Below are 16,507 nucleotides of genomic sequence, written 5' to 3' on the forward strand. Positions count from 1 at the left end.
GGAGATTGCAGAGCCCGCATGCCCGAAACCGAAAAGCCGCTCTTCGGCCACCCATGGATCTTCATCCGCGGCGTACCCTCGCTCAACTTCCTGCCGCCGGAAGGGCCGCTGGAAGTGGCCTTTGCCGGCCGTTCCAATGTCGGCAAGTCGTCGCTAATCAATGCGCTGGTCGGCCAGAAGGGGCTGGCGCGCACGTCGAACACGCCGGGGCGCACCCAGGAGCTCAATTATTTCGTTCCGGACGGCTATTCCGGCGAAAGCGGCGACATGCCGCCGATGGCGATCGTCGACATGCCGGGTTATGGTTATGCGCAGGCGCCGAAGGAGCAGGTCGACAAGTGGACCAAGCTGGTTTTCGACTATCTGCGCGGCCGCGCGACGCTGAAGCGCGTCTATGTGCTGATCGACAGCCGCCACGGCATCAAGAAGAACGACGATGACGTGCTCGATCTGCTCGACAAGGCGGCCGTCTCCTATCAGATCGTGCTGACCAAGACCGACAAGATCAAGGCGCCCGCCGTGCCGAAGCTGCTTGCCGAGACCGCGGAAAAGATCCGCAAGCGCCCGGCCGCCTATCCCGGCGTGCTGTCCACTTCGTCGGAAAAGGGCGACGGGCTGGACGATCTTCGCCAGGCGATCGGCGAAACCGTCGGCATCGCCCGGTTGAAATAAAGGGCCACGGCCGACTCAGCGCTCGCCGACGACTGCGGGAATGTCCGGTGACGCGCGAGTCGGGCCCGTTCCGAAGCGCGCCCCGGCAGTTTCGAATCCGCGGCTTTTCGGTCGGCCAAGTTCGATTTGGTGCAAAGGCTGCCGAAGCATCCAAAGGTTGAATCTACTGGCGATCAAAAACTAACGGTTGACGACGCGCGTTCGTTGCGCTACATGACGACTATCGAATTTTGCTTGCTGGCTTGGTTATCGCGCGATTAGCACCGCGGCCTGAACGAACTTCCTTTCAAAAATCGCTATCACCATCCGTATCGCCTTGGCGCTGCGGTTCTTCAATATTGCTATGAAAGGGTTCATCATGACCACTGGCACCGTTAAATGGTTCAACTCCACCAAGGGCTTCGGCTTCATTCAGCCTGACAATGGCGGCGCTGACGCCTTCGTTCACATCTCCGCCGTCGAGCGCGCCGGAATGCGCGAACTCGTCGAGGGCCAGAAGATCGGCTTCGATCTCGAGCGTGACAACAAGTCGGGCAAGATGTCCGCTTGCAATCTCCAGAACGCTTAAATCGATATCTGCTTTCCTTTGACCACGGATGTACTGGCACTGCCGGAAGCACGTTATCCATTCAAGGCCAGGCGATTTGCCTGGCCTTTTTGTTTTCGCTCGCCCATCGAGCCCTCAGTATCGGATCCAACATGACAGAGACATTCAGCAAATCCCGCCAGCGGGCCGAGATTGCCTTCGGCAACGTCCAGAGCCAGTTCTTCGCAAAAAACAAGGCGATCGAGGAACTCGAATCCGACGTCCAATCGCAACAGGCAAAGACCTTGCGGCTTCGCGAGGCGCGGCTTTCACGGGAACGCAACGATCGGGCCTCAGCAACGGCCGCCCTCGTTGCAAAACGCGCCCGGGCCGGCTGACCCCACACCGTGCCGACCATGAACTCATCACGAAGGAAGCTTGAATGGCAGACGACATCAAGGAACTCCAGTCGATCAACACTGCCTGGCAGATCGCCATTCAGGAGATTCTCCGGATGGTTATCAGGGACATGTATCACGGTGGCGGCGAGGCTTCGTTCAAGACGCACATCAAGCGTATCGAAGAGGCAGCCGTGGACAGCATTTACACGGACTTGCGGCTGCGCGGCACGGATGAATGGACGGAGGTCCTGGTCAAGGAACGGGCGAGCAATTTCGTGACGGCGCTGCTGACCTCGTTTACCTATGACCGGGCATAGCCCTGGCGGGTTTGGCCCGAAGGGTTCGGATCTTCATCATCGTCGCATGAAGAAACTGCTTGCGTAAGCTGATCGGTGGCGATTGCACTTGCGTCCCCGCCGTATTTGAAGCAACCCTTCATCCCATGCGGTGCAAGAGCAGTCCGCGTGGGCGAGCAATTAGATGACCGATAGCAAAGACCAACCGCTGTCGCCGGAAGGCGTCGGCAACCTGCCCCACCTGGCCGAAGCCCTTGATGACGATCGGTTTCGACACTTTCTCGATCACGTCCCTTTTGCGGTCGCTGTCTCCGAACTCGGCGACAGCGAGACGCTGATCTACGTCAATCTCGAATTCGAACGGCTGACGGCGCTGAGCGCAACGCAGGTCGAGGGAAAAGCCTGGTCCGAGATCGAATTGAATTCCACCGCCATTTCGGGAGGAGCGACGCTCACGGCCGCTGTCACCTCTGCTGAGGAGTATATTGGCGCGTTCTCGCTGGTGGCCGAACCCGCGAGCACTGCCATTATCGATGTCTGGTCGAATACCATCGTCAACGATGATGACACCCCGCTGTTCCGATTGGTGGCTTTTGCGGCGCGCAGTGAGGCGGCGGCCGATCAGAGCTTCGGCGAACTGCTGACGGAGAAGGATGTCCTTCTGCGCGAACTTCAGCATCGCGTGAAGAACAATCTTCAGATGATCACAGCGCTAATCCGGATGGAGGCGCGCAATGCGCAACAGAGCGAGGAAAGCGAAAGGTTTGCACGGCTTGCCGGACGAATTGAGGCCCTGGCCCTGTTGTATCGCTCGCTGTCGGACGAAGAGAAAGGCGCCACAGTCGATCTTGGAACCTATGTGAGCCAGATTGCCGCCTCGGTGATGGCGGCTCACGCCGTGGAAGGGATCCGGCTGGACATGAAGGTCGACACCTGGCCGGTTTCGGTCGATGTCGCCATGCCCGCCGGCTTGGTCATCAACGAACTCCTCACCAATACGCTCAAACATGCCTTCGTAGGGCGTGATGGCGGAGAAATCACGCTCCGCTGTGTCGTCAGCGATACCGGGTGCAGGATCACCGTTGCCGATAACGGGGTCGGCCTTCCTCAAGATGTGAATTGGCCGCACCCGGGTAAACTAAGCGCGATGATCGTACAGTCGCTGAAACAGAACGCCCGCGCCAAGGTCGAGGTCACCTCGTCACCGGACGCCGGCGTGAGTGTCTCTCTCGTTTTCCCGATAGCCGAAGCGGCCCGATAGCCTCATCGCGGGAATACTGATCGGAAGTCGCAAGGCAAGTCATTCTCGTCTGTATGCGGGGCGCCCCGAAGAGCGCCCCAGGCCCTGCCGAGATGGGCGGGCTTACATCTTCGGCAGCAGCACCTTGTCGACGACGTGAATGACGCCGTTCGACTGTTTGACGTCGGCGATCGTCACATGCGAGACGCCGCCGTTTTCGTCGGTCAGCGTGATCTTGCTCATGCTTTCCCTGGCCTTCAGCACGCAGCCGCCGACGGTCTTGATGTCGTGCTCACCGCCGTCATCCTTGATCATCTTGGCAACCGTCTTGGCCATCGCATCGGCGGCAACGACATGGCAGGTCAGAACCTTGGTCAGCGTCGCCTTGTTTTCCGGCTTCAGCAGCGTGTCGACGGTGCCCTTCGGCAGGGCGGCAAAGGCTTCGTTGGTCGGCGCAAAGACGGTGAAGGGGCCCTTGCCCTCGAGCGTGCCGACCAGACCGGCTGCCTTGACGGCGGCGACCAGCGTCGTGTGATCCTTGGAATTCACGGCGTTTTCGATGATGTTCTTGCTGTCGAACATCGCCGCACCGCCGACTTCAGGGTTCTTGGCGGCGGCAAAGGCGACGGCGGACAGGGCGGTGGCGAGCGCAAAACCGCGCAATACGGACTTGATCATGATTTTCTCCTCACCGGACACCATCCGCGGGCTTTATGCCTGAGCGTCGTCCGGACATTTCGAACTACGGCGGTTTGCGCCAAAGAGTTTCAGGCGGGAGAAAATGATTTTGTGGCCGGCGCGATCGACGGCCGGCGCCCGATCATGGCCGGCGCAAGGCGCCGCTTGCGATCACCGGGCCGGTCGCCTGGCCGGTCGGCGAACCGCCGAAGGGTTCGAGGCTGACGGCAAGCGTCGCGCCATCGGCGAGATTGTCGCGCAGATCGGCTGGAATGACGAGTTCGCCGCTCTCGCCCGGCTGGAAGACGCCGAGCGATTTCGGCAGGCCGCTACCCGGCACCAGCCAGAGTTCCAGCGACTTCTCCTCCGGCTTGCCGGCGGCGACCGGCACGATCTTCAGCCGGCCGCTCCGCAGCTCGTAGGAGGCGAGAAGATTGATGGCGCTGTTCTGGCCGGAAAGCGAGGCGACGAGCGGTGTCGGTCCCTGCGGCTCAGGCACCACGCCCGAGGCAAAGATCACGGCGCTGACGGCGACGACGACGCAGGCAAAGCTCAGTGAGCGCCAGAAAACCGCCGAATTCCAGAGGCCTTGCGAAAAGGATGCAGGTTTTTCAGCATCGCCGAAAAGCCGCGCCTCGATCTGCTTGAAAGTTTCCCGGTTCGGCGAGGCGGTTTCATATTCGTCATTGAAGGCGGAAAGGTTGGTTTCCCAGCGGCTGACGATCGCGGCAAAGGGCCGATCGTGGCGCATGCGCTCTTCCACCACCCGCCGATCCTGCAGCGACAGGACGCCAAGCACATATTCGCCGGCGAGAACCTCGTCGCGGGAGCGGTCTCCCTTGCTTTTGTCGGGCGATGTCATCGTTCCATGCACTCTCTCAGTTTCAACAGGCTGCGCCTGAGCCAGGTCCGCATCGTGTTCAGCGGGACACCAAACTGATCGGCCAGTTCCTGATAGCTCAGCCCTTCGACATAAGCCCGTTTCACCGCGACCGCACGATCAGCTTCCAACTCTTCCATGCAGGTGTCAATCCGCCTTCCTTCATCCTTCGTCACCGTCTGCATTTCCGGGTCGGGCGCGGCGTCGGCAAGATCATAGGCACTGTCGATTTCGTCGGCGACAGGCTTGCGCGACCGCAGCGCGTCGATCGACCGGTTACGGGCAATCGCCGAAAGCCAGGCCGAGGAAGAACCCGTGGCTGCCTGATAGCTTCCGGCCCTTTGCCAGATGCTGATATAGACTTCCTGCAGGGCTTCTTCAGCCTCCGTGCGATCCTTCAAGATACGCAGGCAGATGGCAAAAAGTTTCGGCCCGGTCTGATTGTAAAGGGCAACAAAGGCCCTGCGGTCGCCGAGCGCGACACGGCCGATCAGGTCTGCAATCTCATCGCCTTGCATGCCGTTCCTCATTTCATGCTTGGGTGCGCCGGACGCTAAACACCACCGGCTCCGCGGCAGATACGAAAAACTATTGCCCTCTGGATTATTCCCTCTGTCGGAAACTTACGATAAAAGGCCGCGAACAATTCCGCGGGGTCCCCATGAACGAGTCCGAAAGCGAACTGCAGGCACGGCTTCTGGCCAAGGCGCTGCCCTTCATGCAGCGTTACGAGAACAAGACGATCGTCGTGAAATATGGCGGCCACGCCATGGGCAATCCCGAACTCGGCAAGGCCTTTGCCAGCGACATCGCACTCCTGAAGCAATCGGGCGTCAACCCGATCGTCGTTCACGGCGGCGGTCCGCAGATCGGCGCCATGCTGAACAAGATGGGCATCGAATCGAAATTCGAGGGCGGGCTGCGCGTCACCGACCAGAAAACGGTCGAGATCGTCGAGATGGTTCTCGCCGGCTCGATCAACAAGGAAATCGTCGCGCTGATCAACCAGACCGGCGAATGGGCGATCGGCCTTTGCGGCAAGGACGGCAACATGGTCTTCGCCGAAAAGGCGCGCAAGACCGTCAAGGATCCGGATTCCAACATCGAGCGCGTGCTCGATCTCGGCTTCGTCGGCGAAGTGGTCGAGGTCGACCGCACGCTGCTCGATCTGCTCGCCCGCTCCGAGATGATCCCGGTGATCGCACCCGTCGCACCCGGCCGTGACGGCGCCACCTACAATATCAACGCCGACACGTTCGCCGGCGCCATTGCCGGCGCGCTGAACGCCACCCGGCTGCTGTTCCTGACCGATGTGGCCGGCGTGCTCGACAAGAACGGCCAGCTGATCAAGGAGCTCTCCGTGGCCGAAGCGCATGCGCTGATCGCCGACGGCACGATCTCGGGCGGCATGATCCCGAAGGTCGAGACCTGCATCGATGCGATCAAGGCGGGCGTCCAGGGCGTCGTCATCCTGAACGGCAAGACTGCCCACTCCGTCCTGCTCGAAATCTTCACCGAGCACGGCATCGGAACGCTGATCGTTCCCTGATCGATAAGGGCGCTTGCGGGCGCCCTTCTTCACGCCTCAGTAAAAGCCGTCGAAAGCGTGAGATTTTCCCAGGCGTCGATTTCCGCGCTCAGGCTTTTCAGCTTCTCGCGGACGAGCAAAAGCGCGTCGGCTCCAAGCAACAAATGGACCGGTGGTTTCTCTGCCGCGACCAGCGCCATCACGGCTGAGGCTGCCTTGCGAGGATCGCCCGCCTGTTTGCCGTTCTTTTCCTCACGTGCCCTGCGGATCGGATCAAAAAGCGCATCGTAATCGGCAATGTTCCTGCCGCCGCGAACCATGGAGCGACCCGCCCAATCGGTTCGGAACGAGCCAGGAGCCACCGCCGTGACCGAGATGCCGAAGTCTTTCACTTCCTTTGCAAGAACCTCGCTCATGCCTTCCAGCGCGAATTTGCTCCCGCAATAATATGCAATGCCCGGCATGGTGATGAAACCGCCCATGGAGGTGATGTTGATGATATGGCCTGCCCGCCGCCGGCGCATGAACGGCAGGACAGCCTTCATCATTCCGACGGCCCCGAAGACATTGACGTCGAATTGCCGGCGCATTTCCTCGATCGGCGATTCCTCCAATGTTCCCTCATGTCCGTAACCGGCATTGTTGATGAGAACATCCACGGGACCGACTGATTTCTCGATGTTCGCAACAACCGGTTCAATCGCCTCGGCATCGGCGATGTCGAGTTGCACGGCAATGGCGCGGCCTGGCGCCAGCTTTTCGAACCGGATCGCGGCTTCGCCGTTGCGCACCGTGCCAACGACTCTGTGCCCTTCTGCGAGTGCCGCTTCGGCGAAGGCCCTGCCAAAGCCCGAGCTCACACCGGTAATCAGGAACTGCTTTTCAATCTTACGCATGTTGAACTCCTGTCTGATGATGATCCCGCATCGCATAGCGGGCGTTCCGGTCATGTGGCGGGTCAAAATCAGTATTTCCAATATATTGCGCAGGCGATGTTGATATCCTAAAGGTATCGGATGGAGCTGCGCCATCTTCGTTATTTCCTCGCTGTTGCTGAAGAATTGAACTTTACGCGCGCGGCGCGCAGGGTTGGCATCGGACAGCCACCGCTGAGCAACCAGATTCGCGATCTTGAAAATGAGATTGGCGCGTCGCTCTTCCGGCGCCTTCCGAGCGGTGCCGAACTGACCGAGGCGGGCAAGGCTTTTCTGCCTGAAGTTCGCGCCGTCCTGCTGCAGGCGGAACATGCGAAGCACAGCGCTCTGCGGGCAGCGCAAGGACATCATGGCCGACTGCGAGTGGGGTTTACAAGCTCGGCTGTTTTCAATCCGATCGTACCTGCCGCGATCAACGTCTTTCGCGAGAAATATGCGGCGGTCGAGTTCAGCCTGGAGGAAGCGCCCACTGCGCGATTGCTCGAACGGCTGGATGCGGCCGAACTCGACGCAGTATTCATCCGCCCGGGCCGTGATGATCCGACGCAAGCCCGGTCTCAGCTTCTGGCTGAAGAGCCTATGGTCATCGCCGTGCCGTCTGGACATCCCAAGGCGCAAGCGCAGGCATTGCGGCTCGACGAACTCGCGGAAGAGAGCTTCGTCCTCTTTCCGCGCGAGGCAGGCGCCGGTTTCTTCGACGGCATTATCGCCGCCTGCCGACGAGCGGGATTTGACCCTATTCTCGGCCAGCCGGCGCCGCAAATCACGTCGATTGCCAGCTTGATCGCCGTCGGCCTCGGCATCTCCATCGTGCCGGCAGAAATGACCAAGATCAATGTCCCCGGCGTTCGCTACATCGCTATCGCCGGCGACTCCCCAAAGGCACGGCTGGCCCTCTCGACCCGGCGCGACGAGCGCTCGCCCGTCGTCCGCAACTTCGTCGCACAAGCTATCAGCGTGCAGCGGAGCCTCGCCCGTAAGGGCCAGTTGCGCGAATAGATCACCGCCGCTTCCGTCAGCTTTCTACCGCGGCGTACTCGAATTCAGACTCAAGGCAATTCTTTGGCGCGGACGCGCGCCTGGCTTTCCTTCTTGATCGGCCGGCCGACAGGGCAGACCTCCTGCACGAAGCCGTTGAGCGTATTGACGAGATTGTTCTCGATCAGGGAATAGTGAACGAACTGGCCCTGTTTCTCCCGTCTGATCAGCCCCGCCGTTTCGAGGATGGAAAGATGCTGCGAAACCGCCGGCTTGGACATGCTGAAGCGGTCGGCGATCTCGCCGGCGGTCAGGCCGGATGCCGAGAGATAGGCAAGAATCTTCCGCCGCGGCGCACTGGAAAGCGCGTGGAACACCCGCTGGGCAGCGCCGACAGAGCTGCCTTCTGAAATATCGTCGAAAGTCTCGTCTTCCAAAGCCGGTCTCCGTGCCTGCGGCAATCATCGCGTCGATCGGTCAACCAATTAAGCAATTAATGTATTGCTTAATTGATTTCGTTGGCGCAAAGTAATTAGGTAATTGCTTAATTAATGAATTGGCGGGCGATGTTCAAGTGGAGAATGCGCCCGATCGAGAAGGAGTTTGCCATGAGCAGCATTTCCACCGGACGCATGATCGACGATAGCAGCGATCCCGTGAAGGGCAGAGTGGTCTGGATGCCGGCAAAGTCGGTCTGGATCTCCGCCATGACCCTGACCGCCATTATCGGCGGGCCATTGACCTTCACCTGGAGCGCCTTTGCCGCTTTTATCGTCCTGACCGCCATCACCATCTGCCTTGGTCATTCGGTCGGCATGCACCGGTTGCTGATCCACCGTTCCTTCAGCACCCCTCTCTGGATCGAGCATCTACTCGTCTATCTCGGTACACTGGTCGGCATGGCCGGCCCCTTCGGCATGATCTACGCCCACGACATTCGCGACTGGGCGCAGCGGCAGCGGAATTGCCATGACCTCTATGCCCACCGGCGGCCTTTCTTCACTGACGCCTTCTGGCAGATGCATTGCGCAGTGGCGCTCGACCATCCGCCGCGCTTCGTCCTCGATACGCGCGAGCGGGGCGACCGCTTCTATCGTTTCCTGGAGGCGACATGGATGGCGCACCAGATTCCCTTGGCACTCCTGCTCTTCACGCTCGGCGGACTGCCGTGGGTGGTCTGGGGTATCGCCGTGCGGATATCGGTGTCGCTGACCGGCCACTGGCTGGTCGGTCATTTTGCCCATCGGACCGGCCATCAGGGCTGGAGCGTCGATGATGTCGCAGTGCAGGGTTATAACCTGCCGCAATTCGGGCTGGTCACCTTCGGCGAGAGCTTCCACGGCAACCATCACGCCTTTCCGGAATCGGCGCGGCTCGGCAAACCGGGGCAGTTGGACCTCGGTTGGCATTTCATCCGGCTGCTATCGGGGCTCGGCCTGGCATGGGCGATCAAGCTCCCGCATATGATCGTGCCGCGGCCAGGGTTGAAGCGCGTCAACGCCGCTGAAGCTTCTGGTGGCAGTCGCCCGCCATATCATGCGGCCGGACAGGCGGAATCGCGCCCGTGACTGCGATATCTCCTCACAGAGGCCGGAAATCGCCCGATGAAGCCTTGGCAAGATTTCGAATCGTGCTTTAGGTTGCGGCTCGAAAAATAACCGGGTCGAGCAAAGAGATGCGCCTTACAGACTGCTATAATTTTCATGATTTCCGGCGCATGGCCAAACAGCGGCTTCCCGGGCCGATCTTCGATTATATTGACGGCGCTGCCGATGACGAGGTGACGTATCGGCGCAATACAGCGGCCTTCGAGGCTTGCGATCTGGTGCCCGACGTTCTGAGGGGCGTGGCCGAGGTCGACATGTCGGTGACGGTCATGGGGCAGAAGCTGGCTATGCCGGTTTATTGCTCGCCGACGGCACTGCAGCGGCTTTTTCATCATCAGGGGGAGCGGGCGGTCGCGGCGGCGGCGGCCAAACACGGCACGATGTTCGGCGTCTCGTCGCTTGGCACAATCAGCCTGGAGGAAGCCCGCCAGATCAGCGCCGGGCCGCAGGTCTACCAGTTCTATTTCCACAAGGATCGCGGCCTCAATCACGAGATGATGGCGCGGGCGAAAAATGCCGGCGTGCAGGCGATGATGCTGACGGTCGACAGTATCACCGGCGGCAACCGCGAGCGCGACAAGCGCACCGGTTTTGCCATTCCCTTCAAGCTCAACCTCGCCGGCATGGCCCAGTTCGCCATCAAACCCTCCTGGGCGATCGACTGGCTGACGCATGAGCGGTTCCGGCTGCCGCAGCTGGAAAACCACGTCAAGATGGATGGCGGCGCGCTGTCGATCAGCCGATATTTCACCGAGATGCTCGACCCCTCCATGTCGTGGGACGACGTGGCGGAGATGGTGCACGCCTGGGGCGGGCAGTTCTGCCTGAAGGGCATCATGTCGGTTGAAGACGCCAAGCGCGCGGTCGAGATCGGCTGCACCGGCATCGTGCTCTCCAACCACGGCGGGCGCCAGCTCGACGGTTCGCGCAGCGCTTTCGACCAGCTTGCCGAAATCGTCGATGCGGTCGGCGACCGGATCGACGTGATGATGGATGGCGGCGTGCAGCGGGGAACCCATGTTCTCAAGGCCTTGTCGCTGGGGGCAAAGGCGGTCGGGCTCGGCCGCTACTATCTCTTCCCGCTTGCCGCCGCCGGACGGCCGGGCGTCGAACGGGCGCTGGAGACGATGCGCACCGAGATCGAGCGCGGCATGAAGCTGATGGGCTGCACCTCGGTCGACCAGCTGACGCGGCGCAATCTGCGCTTCCGTTCCTGAGCGGAGCGGGATGTCATTTTCGGGCCGCAGCCTTGCGTGCGGATGCGGCCCGCGAACATCTCAGCGTCAGAGCGTGCTGTAAATCGCCGCCGCCTCCTGTTTCAGCTTTTCCATCATTGACCGGTAAGGTCCCGGACCATAACTGATGCGGCCGACGCCGAGCTTTGCCAGGGTTTTCACATCGGGGGCGCCCGCCCGCATCATGACGTTGACCGGCAGCGACGAGGCCGCGCAGATCTTTTCGATCAAGGCGGGATCGACCAGGCCGGGAACGAAGAAGCCGTTGCCACCGGCTGCCGCATAGGCCCTGCCCCGCTCGATCGCCTCGTCCACCAGGCCGGCATGTTTGGCAAGATCGCCTTCGGCGAGGAAAAGATCGGTGCGGGCGTTGATGAAGAAGGGCATGTCTTTGCCGTCGGCCATGGCGCGAATGGCGCGGATGCGGGCCGCCTGGCTCTCGACGGGATAGAGCCCCTCGCCGGCGACCACCCGATCTTCGAAATTGATGCCGATGGCGCCGACCTCCACCAGCCTGGCGACATTGGCGGCCGCCCCCTCGGGCGCCGCCGAATAGGCGCCTTCGAAATCGACCGACAGCGGCAGATCGATGACGGCGGTGATGGATTTCGCCGTCTCCACAAGCACCGACATCGGCAGTTTCTCGCCATCGGCAAACCCGTGGGCTGCGGCAACCGACCAGCTTCCGGTCGCCAGCGCCTTGGCGCCGGCATCGGCAACCGCCTTCGCCGTGCCGGCATCCCAGATATTGTAGAGGACAATCGGCTCGCCCTTCTTGTGCAGCGCGCCGAATGCCTTGGCCTTTTCAGTCTGGTTCATGCTGTCTCCTCCATCTTTGCCTGCATGCTGATCTTCTCCTCATGCCGCAGCAGCCACTGTTTGCGCCAGAGCCCGCCGCCATAACCTGTGAGAGAACCATCCGCCCCGAGAATGCGGTGGCAGGGCACGATGATGGCCAACTGGTTGGCGCCGTTGGCGCGGCCGACGGCACGCACCACCTCGGGCCTTTCCATCTCACGTGCCAGATCGCCATAGGCGCGCGTCTTGCCGACAGGGATTTCCATCAGCTTTGCCCAGACATGTTTTTCGAAGGGCGTGCCGCCAAGCGCCAGGGGCGTCGTGAAAACGGTGAGCCGCCCCTCGAAATAATCCCGGATCTCCGCCTCGATCTGGTCGATGACAGGGGTGCGGCCGATTGCGACCGAGGAGCGGACGCGCTTCTGCAGCCCGTCGAGCTCGGTCGGCAGCGCCTTACGATCATGAAATTCGAGAAGATGCAGATGCGTCTTGTCGGCAACCGCGATTATCGGTCCGAGCGGGGTGTCGAACCAATCGGCAAAGAGCAGTTCGCGGTTTTGCGAAAGCGCCGGCGCCTTGCCGACCAGCCGCTGAAATGCCGAGCGAAAGCCGCTCGGAGACTCGTATCCGGCGTCGATCTGCGCATCGATGACACGCGCGCCGTCGGCCAGCTGCCGGGCCGCTTCGCCGAGCCGGCGGTAACGGACGATGTCATGGAAGGTCATGCCGAGCGCCCGCTTGAAAGCGCGGCGCACCGTCGAGGGATCATGGCCGCGGCGCACAATCTCCTCCTCGGTCCAGCGAACCTCCGGCTGACCATCGAGTGCCGCAAGCAGTTCGTCGACGATCGGCTCCCTGCCCGGCTGTTCCAGCGGCCTGCAGCGCCGGCAGGGGCGAAAGCCGGAATGCATGCAGGCGGCGATCGTCTCGAAGAACAGGGTATTTTCCCGCTTCGGCTTCCGCGCCGGGCAGGTCAGCCGGCAGAAGATGCCTGTCGTCTTGACGCAGACATAGGCTTGGCCCTCGTAATCGGCGCTGCGCGCGATCAAGGCATCATAGAGCGTATCGTCGTCAGGGCGTTCGAAAAGCATGCTCGCCTTCTAGCATCCCGCGCATGCGACGTCCGCCGAAAATCGGGCGTCTATTTTATTCTTGTCGATTTCCTTGCAGCCGCACCCATGCCATAAGACCGCCATGACAAAGATCGACCGCACGCCTGATAAAGCCGATTTCGCGCACGTCACAGACTGGGTCTTCGACCTCGACAACACGCTCTATCCGCATCATGTCAATCTCTTCGCGCAGATCGACAAGAACATGACCGCCTATGTCGCGGCCCTGTTGCAGATGGAGCGGCAAGAGGCGCGCAGGCTGCAGAAGCAATATTACCTCGAGCACGGCACGACGCTGCAGGGCCTGATGATCCATCACGGCATCGACCCGAACGACTTCCTGGAAAGGGCGCATGCGATCGACTACACGGCGCTGACGCCGCAGCCGGAACTCGCCGCGGCGATCAAGGCGTTGCCCGGGCGTAAGTTCATCTTTACCAATGGCAGCGTCAAACATGCCGAAATGACGGCCGGTGCGCTCGGCATTCTCGAGCATTTCGACGACATCTTCGATATCGTCGCCGCCGATTACGTGCCGAAGCCGGCGCAGGCGACCTATGACAAGTTCACGGCGTTAAAACGCGTCGACACGAGCAAGGCGGCGATGTTCGAAGATCTGCCGCGCAATCTGACGGTGCCGAAGGCGCTCGGCATGCAAACCGTGCTCTTGGTGCCGCGCAATCTGGAAGAGACGCTCGTCGAATGGTGGGAGAAGACCAGTGGCGAAGAGGATCATATCGATTTCGTCACCGACGACCTCGCCGCCTTTCTCGGCAAGATTACTGGTCCGGGCTGATTTAGCCCCTGGGTTGGCAGCGACTGACGGATTACCAAAGTTTCATTCAGCTTACCGATGTTTAACTGGGTCTTTCCGCCCTGCTGCCGTAGCTTTGTTCGTGAGGAGACACCTCACGAAAGGCAAATACGATGTACCGCAACAAGCTGATACTGGCAGCGCTTTCCTCCACCCTCATCTTCGGCGCAGCCGCCGGGGCAGGCTATGCCGCACCCGGTGACGGGCCGCGCCAGCACGCTGGCATGCACGGTCCGGGACCTGCCGCCTTCCGCGAAATCACCTATGTCAGGATGCTCAAGCAGTTCGACGCCAACAAGGACGGCAAGGTCTCCAAAGAAGAAGCGACCGCCGGCCTGGACAAGGTTTTCGCTGCGATCGACACCAATAGTGACGGCTCGCTGACGCCCGGCGAAATCAGCGCATACCGGAAGACTCAGATGCAGGCGATGAGAGATCAGCGCAAGCAGGACGCCGGCGAAAACAAGAATACGGATACCGCAGCGGCGGCGCCGGACAATGACGACCAGGGGCGGCCGCCGCGCGATGGTCACGACGGGCATGATGGCCGTGACGGGCATCGCTGGATGCGCCATGGCGGCAATTTCATGCGCGCTTCGATGATGATGCACCGGGTCGATACCGACCAGAACGGCCAGATTTCCAAGCCGGAAGCCGTTGCCGCCTTCGACAAGCTGTTTGCGCGGATGGACCGCAACAAGGACGGCGTCATCTCGATCGACGACATGCCGGACCGGCCACTGCTGTAAGGTCGCAGCCGTAAGGTCGGGCGAACCATTGCCTCCGCTCTTTCCCCGCCCGGCGGGGAAAGATCCACGTCTCACGAACGGGACGCCGAGGCGCTATTCGCGATGCTCATAGAACTCCTGGATGATTTTCCAAGCGGCTCCGGCCGTATCGACGAAGCTGATCAGCTTGACGTCGTCCGGCGCGATCGTGCCGAATTCGGCCAAAGCGTCAAAATTGATGATGCTGCGCCAGAACGCTTCGCCGAAGAGGATCAGCGGCAGACGCTCCATGCGGCCGGTCTGGATCAGCGTCAGGCATTCGAAGAATTCGTCGAGTGTTCCAAAGCCGCCGGGAAAGACGGCGATCGCCTTGGCGCGCACCATGAAATGCATCTTGCGAATGGCAAAATAGTGGAAGTTGAAGCTGAGTTCCGGCGTCACATAGGCGTTCGGCGCCTGCTCGTGCGGCAGCACGATGTTGAGGCCGATCGACGGCGCGCCCTCATCGGCCGCGCCGCGATTGCCCGCCTCCATGACGCCGGGGCCGCCGCCGGTGACGATGACATATTCCTGGAAATTGAGTCCCGCCGAATATTTCGAGCAGAGACGGGCGAATTTGCGCGCCTCATCATAATAGACGGACGCCGCCTCCAGATTGACTCGCTGGATGTCGTTGCGGGCCGCCCAGGCGCTCTGGCCGGGGGCGGGAATGCGGGCGCCGCCGAACATGACGACGGTCGAGCGGATGCCGCGTTCGGTCAGCATCATCTCCGTCTTCAGGAGTTCCAACTGCAGGCGGATCGGCCGCAGCTCCTCGCGGCAGAGAAAATCCTCATCGACATAGGCAAGGCGGTAGGCGGGCGACATCGTCTGCGGCGTCTTCGGCACGGCTTCGGCGCGCTGCCTGTCGGTCGAACTGCTCTTCAGCGGGTCCCATACGCCATCCTTGCGCCGCGAACCGCCGTTTCGTCCCTTCGCCATGTCGAAATGCCTTTCAGTCTTGCCGGCTCCAAAGCCGGATATGTCGCTATAACGCCTTGAATCCAGGTATGATCTTGTTGGAAAAATCATTCCGTTCTGCGGCTGCATGCTGTAGAGCAGGATAAATCCCTGCCAACCGCATTCCGGAGACTCCGCCGTCTCCACGATAAAGATCGAAGTTTAAGGAATTCTCATGAGCGCCACCGACCTCGCATCCCTCGAAAAGACCATCGAAGCCGCCTTCGACAATCGCGACAATGTGAACACGTCGACCAAAGGCGAGGTTCGCGATGCGGTCGAAGCAGCGCTCGATCTGCTCGATGCCGGCAAGGTTCGTGTCGCTACGCGCGGCGCCGACGGCGACTGGACGGTCAATCAGTGGCTGAAGAAGGCAGTGCTCCTATCCTTCCGCCTCAACGACATGGACGTGGTCAAGGGCGGCTCGGGCAATTCCACCTGGTGGGACAAGGTGCCTTCGAAGTTCGAGAACTGGGGCGAGAACCATTTCCGCGCCGCCGGCTTCCGCGCCGTGCCGAACTGCGTCGTGCGCCGCTCGGCCTATATCGCCCCGAACGCCATCCTGATGCCCTCCTTCGTCAACCTTGGCGCCTATGTCGGCGAAGGCACGATGGTCGATACCTGGGCGACGGTCGGCTCCTGCGCGCAGATCGGCAAACATGTGCATCTCTCCGGCGGCGTCGGCATCGGCGGCGTGCTGGAGCCGATGCAGGCCGGCCCGACGATCATCGAAGACAATTGCTTTATCGGCGCCCGTTCGGAAGTGGTCGAGGGCTGCATCGTCCGCGAAGGTTCGGTGCTCGGCATGGGCGTCTTTATCGGCAAGTCGACCAAGATCGTCGACCGCGCCACCGGCGAAGTGAGCTACGGCGAAGTGCCGCCCTATTCGGTCGTCGTCGCCGGCTCGATGCCGTCCGGCAATGCGACCATGGGCAATGGCAAGCCGGCGCCGCATCTCTACTGCGCCGTCATCGTCAAGCGCGTCGATGAACAGACCCGATCCAAGACCGGCATCAACGAGTTGCTCAGAGATTGATGACACCAGGACATTGATCCGGTAAACAGGCGGCGTCTTTTACG

20 protein-coding genes are annotated in these 16,507 nt (G+C 61.2%); 12 read left to right on the top strand and 8 right to left on the bottom strand.

Annotated features, from left to right (window positions below; all coding sequences use genetic code 11):
* Positions 1–18: 18 nt before the first annotated feature.
* The 5 genes from yihA to ACS4RS_RS05445 all read left to right on the top strand — a co-directional run bounded on the left by yihA (position 19) and on the right by ACS4RS_RS05445 (position 3,156).
* Positions 19–672: a ribosome biogenesis GTP-binding protein YihA/YsxC gene (yihA, locus tag ACS4RS_RS05425; RefSeq protein ID WP_439008398.1), complete on the top strand. Its 654-nt coding sequence runs from the start codon at positions 19–21 to the stop codon at positions 670–672.
* 358 nt (positions 673–1,030) lie between these two features.
* Positions 1,031–1,240: a cold-shock protein gene (locus tag ACS4RS_RS05430; RefSeq protein WP_003588915.1), complete on the top strand. Its 210-nt coding sequence runs from the start codon at positions 1,031–1,033 to the stop codon at positions 1,238–1,240.
* Positions 1,241–1,371: 131 nt separating this feature from the next.
* Entirely contained in the window at positions 1,372–1,596 is a 225-nt protein-coding gene (locus ACS4RS_RS05435; protein ID WP_439008397.1) for a hypothetical protein, read from the top strand.
* A gap of 44 nt (positions 1,597–1,640) precedes the next feature.
* Positions 1,641–1,916, top strand: coding sequence for a hypothetical protein (locus ACS4RS_RS05440; RefSeq protein WP_439008396.1), 276 nt, complete (start codon positions 1,641–1,643; stop codon positions 1,914–1,916).
* A gap of 163 nt (positions 1,917–2,079) precedes the next feature.
* Entirely contained in the window at positions 2,080–3,156 is a 1,077-nt protein-coding gene (locus ACS4RS_RS05445) for a histidine kinase dimerization/phosphoacceptor domain -containing protein (protein WP_439008395.1), read from the top strand.
* A gap of 102 nt (positions 3,157–3,258) precedes the next feature.
* Here the strand turns inward: ACS4RS_RS05445 and ACS4RS_RS05450 are convergent, their stop codons facing one another.
* The 3 genes from ACS4RS_RS05450 to ACS4RS_RS05460 all read right to left on the bottom strand — a co-directional run bounded on the left by ACS4RS_RS05450 (position 3,259) and on the right by ACS4RS_RS05460 (position 5,211).
* On the bottom strand, positions 3,259–3,813 hold the full coding sequence (locus ACS4RS_RS05450) for a fasciclin domain-containing protein (protein ID WP_439008394.1): 555 nt from the start codon (positions 3,811–3,813) through the stop codon (positions 3,259–3,261).
* A 142-nt stretch (positions 3,814–3,955) separates the two neighbouring features.
* Complete coding sequence (locus ACS4RS_RS05455; protein ID WP_439008393.1) at positions 3,956–4,675, bottom strand: anti-sigma factor domain-containing protein; 720 nt, start codon at positions 4,673–4,675, stop codon at positions 3,956–3,958.
* A complete protein-coding gene (locus tag ACS4RS_RS05460) occupies positions 4,672–5,211 on the bottom strand; it encodes a sigma-70 family RNA polymerase sigma factor (RefSeq protein WP_439008392.1) in 540 nt (179 codons plus the stop codon). The genes ACS4RS_RS05455 and ACS4RS_RS05460 overlap by 4 nt, the downstream gene beginning before the upstream one ends.
* Before the next feature lie 143 nt (positions 5,212–5,354).
* On the opposite strand from ACS4RS_RS05460, the gene argB reads away from it, so the two are divergent.
* Complete coding sequence (gene argB / locus ACS4RS_RS05465) at positions 5,355–6,242, top strand: acetylglutamate kinase (protein ID WP_003570750.1); 888 nt, start codon at positions 5,355–5,357, stop codon at positions 6,240–6,242.
* A gap of 29 nt (positions 6,243–6,271) precedes the next feature.
* Here the strand turns inward: argB and ACS4RS_RS05470 are convergent, their stop codons facing one another.
* Positions 6,272–7,117 carry an oxidoreductase gene (locus ACS4RS_RS05470; protein WP_439008391.1) on the bottom strand — a complete coding sequence of 282 codons (846 nt, stop codon included), beginning with the start codon at positions 7,115–7,117 and terminating at the stop codon, positions 6,272–6,274.
* Between the two features lie 120 nt (positions 7,118–7,237).
* Here ACS4RS_RS05470 and ACS4RS_RS05475 point away from each other — a divergent pair, with 120 nt between their 5' ends.
* Positions 7,238–8,155 carry a LysR substrate-binding domain-containing protein gene (locus tag ACS4RS_RS05475; RefSeq protein WP_439008390.1) on the top strand — a complete coding sequence of 306 codons (918 nt, stop codon included), beginning with the start codon at positions 7,238–7,240 and terminating at the stop codon, positions 8,153–8,155.
* 50 nt (positions 8,156–8,205) lie between these two features.
* Here the strand turns inward: ACS4RS_RS05475 and ACS4RS_RS05480 are convergent, their stop codons facing one another.
* Positions 8,206–8,571 carry a metalloregulator ArsR/SmtB family transcription factor gene (locus ACS4RS_RS05480; protein WP_439008389.1) on the bottom strand — a complete coding sequence of 122 codons (366 nt, stop codon included), beginning with the start codon at positions 8,569–8,571 and terminating at the stop codon, positions 8,206–8,208.
* A 171-nt stretch (positions 8,572–8,742) separates the two neighbouring features.
* On the opposite strand from ACS4RS_RS05480, the gene ACS4RS_RS05485 reads away from it, so the two are divergent.
* Together ACS4RS_RS05485 and ACS4RS_RS05490 are read left to right on the top strand one after the other, a co-directional pair.
* Positions 8,743–9,702, top strand: coding sequence for an acyl-CoA desaturase (locus ACS4RS_RS05485; protein ID WP_439008388.1), 960 nt, complete (start codon positions 8,743–8,745; stop codon positions 9,700–9,702).
* A gap of 107 nt (positions 9,703–9,809) precedes the next feature.
* Entirely contained in the window at positions 9,810–10,958 is a 1,149-nt protein-coding gene (locus ACS4RS_RS05490) for an alpha-hydroxy-acid oxidizing protein (protein WP_439008387.1), read from the top strand.
* A 66-nt stretch (positions 10,959–11,024) separates the two neighbouring features.
* On the opposite strand, the gene ACS4RS_RS05495 is transcribed toward ACS4RS_RS05490, so the two are convergent.
* Positions 11,025–11,795, bottom strand: a complete 771-nt coding sequence (locus tag ACS4RS_RS05495; RefSeq protein ID WP_439008386.1) for an isocitrate lyase/phosphoenolpyruvate mutase family protein — start codon at positions 11,793–11,795, stop codon at positions 11,025–11,027.
* Entirely contained in the window at positions 11,792–12,865 is a 1,074-nt protein-coding gene (locus ACS4RS_RS05500) for a methylated-DNA--[protein]-cysteine S-methyltransferase (protein ID WP_439008385.1), read from the bottom strand. The genes ACS4RS_RS05495 and ACS4RS_RS05500 overlap by 4 nt, the downstream gene beginning before the upstream one ends.
* A 103-nt stretch (positions 12,866–12,968) precedes the next feature.
* Between ACS4RS_RS05500 and ACS4RS_RS05505 the strand changes: the two genes are divergently transcribed.
* Together ACS4RS_RS05505 and ACS4RS_RS05510 are read left to right on the top strand one after the other, a co-directional pair.
* Complete coding sequence (locus tag ACS4RS_RS05505; RefSeq protein WP_439008384.1) at positions 12,969–13,682, top strand: pyrimidine 5'-nucleotidase; 714 nt, start codon at positions 12,969–12,971, stop codon at positions 13,680–13,682.
* A 131-nt stretch (positions 13,683–13,813) separates the two neighbouring features.
* On the top strand, positions 13,814–14,449 hold the full coding sequence (locus ACS4RS_RS05510) for a calcium-binding protein (protein WP_439008383.1): 636 nt from the start codon (positions 13,814–13,816) through the stop codon (positions 14,447–14,449).
* 93 nt (positions 14,450–14,542) lie between these two features.
* On the opposite strand, the gene ACS4RS_RS05515 is transcribed toward ACS4RS_RS05510, so the two are convergent.
* Positions 14,543–15,409: an LOG family protein gene (locus ACS4RS_RS05515; RefSeq protein WP_439008382.1), complete on the bottom strand. Its 867-nt coding sequence runs from the start codon at positions 15,407–15,409 to the stop codon at positions 14,543–14,545.
* 193 nt (positions 15,410–15,602) lie between these two features.
* Between ACS4RS_RS05515 and dapD the strand changes: the two genes are divergently transcribed.
* Entirely contained in the window at positions 15,603–16,463 is an 861-nt protein-coding gene (gene dapD / locus ACS4RS_RS05520) for a 2,3,4,5-tetrahydropyridine-2,6-dicarboxylate N-succinyltransferase (protein WP_439008381.1), read from the top strand.
* Positions 16,464–16,507 lie beyond the last annotated feature (44 nt).

Source organism: Rhizobium sp. F40D2 (assembly GCF_051810745.2).
In the GTDB taxonomy this organism is placed as follows: domain Bacteria; phylum Pseudomonadota; class Alphaproteobacteria; order Rhizobiales; family Rhizobiaceae; genus Rhizobium.

Bases quoted from the DNA above. Each gene is read 5' to 3' on its own strand.
- yihA (WP_439008398.1), top strand. From the start codon at position 19: ATGCCCGAAACCGAAAAGCCGCTCTTCGGCCACCCATGGATCTTCATC.
- ACS4RS_RS05430 (WP_003588915.1), top strand. From the start codon at position 1,031: ATGACCACTGGCACCGTTAAATGGTTCAACTCCACCAAGGGCTTCGGC.
- ACS4RS_RS05435 (WP_439008397.1), top strand. From the start codon at position 1,372: ATGACAGAGACATTCAGCAAATCCCGCCAGCGGGCCGAGATTGCCTTC.
- ACS4RS_RS05440 (WP_439008396.1), top strand. From the start codon at position 1,641: ATGGCAGACGACATCAAGGAACTCCAGTCGATCAACACTGCCTGGCAG.
- ACS4RS_RS05445 (WP_439008395.1), top strand. From the start codon at position 2,080: ATGACCGATAGCAAAGACCAACCGCTGTCGCCGGAAGGCGTCGGCAAC.
- ACS4RS_RS05450 (WP_439008394.1), bottom strand. From the start codon at position 3,813: ATGATCAAGTCCGTATTGCGCGGTTTTGCGCTCGCCACCGCCCTGTCC.
- ACS4RS_RS05455 (WP_439008393.1), bottom strand. From the start codon at position 4,675: ATGACATCGCCCGACAAAAGCAAGGGAGACCGCTCCCGCGACGAGGTT.
- ACS4RS_RS05460 (WP_439008392.1), bottom strand. From the start codon at position 5,211: ATGCAAGGCGATGAGATTGCAGACCTGATCGGCCGTGTCGCGCTCGGC.
- argB (WP_003570750.1), top strand. From the start codon at position 5,355: ATGAACGAGTCCGAAAGCGAACTGCAGGCACGGCTTCTGGCCAAGGCG.
- ACS4RS_RS05470 (WP_439008391.1), bottom strand. From the start codon at position 7,117: ATGCGTAAGATTGAAAAGCAGTTCCTGATTACCGGTGTGAGCTCGGGC.
- ACS4RS_RS05475 (WP_439008390.1), top strand. From the start codon at position 7,238: ATGGAGCTGCGCCATCTTCGTTATTTCCTCGCTGTTGCTGAAGAATTG.
- ACS4RS_RS05485 (WP_439008388.1), top strand. From the start codon at position 8,743: ATGAGCAGCATTTCCACCGGACGCATGATCGACGATAGCAGCGATCCC.
- ACS4RS_RS05490 (WP_439008387.1), top strand. From the start codon at position 9,810: ATGCGCCTTACAGACTGCTATAATTTTCATGATTTCCGGCGCATGGCC.
- ACS4RS_RS05495 (WP_439008386.1), bottom strand. From the start codon at position 11,795: ATGAACCAGACTGAAAAGGCCAAGGCATTCGGCGCGCTGCACAAGAAG.
- ACS4RS_RS05500 (WP_439008385.1), bottom strand. From the start codon at position 12,865: ATGCTTTTCGAACGCCCTGACGACGATACGCTCTATGATGCCTTGATC.
- ACS4RS_RS05505 (WP_439008384.1), top strand. From the start codon at position 12,969: ATGACAAAGATCGACCGCACGCCTGATAAAGCCGATTTCGCGCACGTC.
- ACS4RS_RS05510 (WP_439008383.1), top strand. From the start codon at position 13,814: ATGTACCGCAACAAGCTGATACTGGCAGCGCTTTCCTCCACCCTCATC.
- ACS4RS_RS05515 (WP_439008382.1), bottom strand. From the start codon at position 15,409: ATGGCGAAGGGACGAAACGGCGGTTCGCGGCGCAAGGATGGCGTATGG.
- dapD (WP_439008381.1), top strand. From the start codon at position 15,603: ATGAGCGCCACCGACCTCGCATCCCTCGAAAAGACCATCGAAGCCGCC.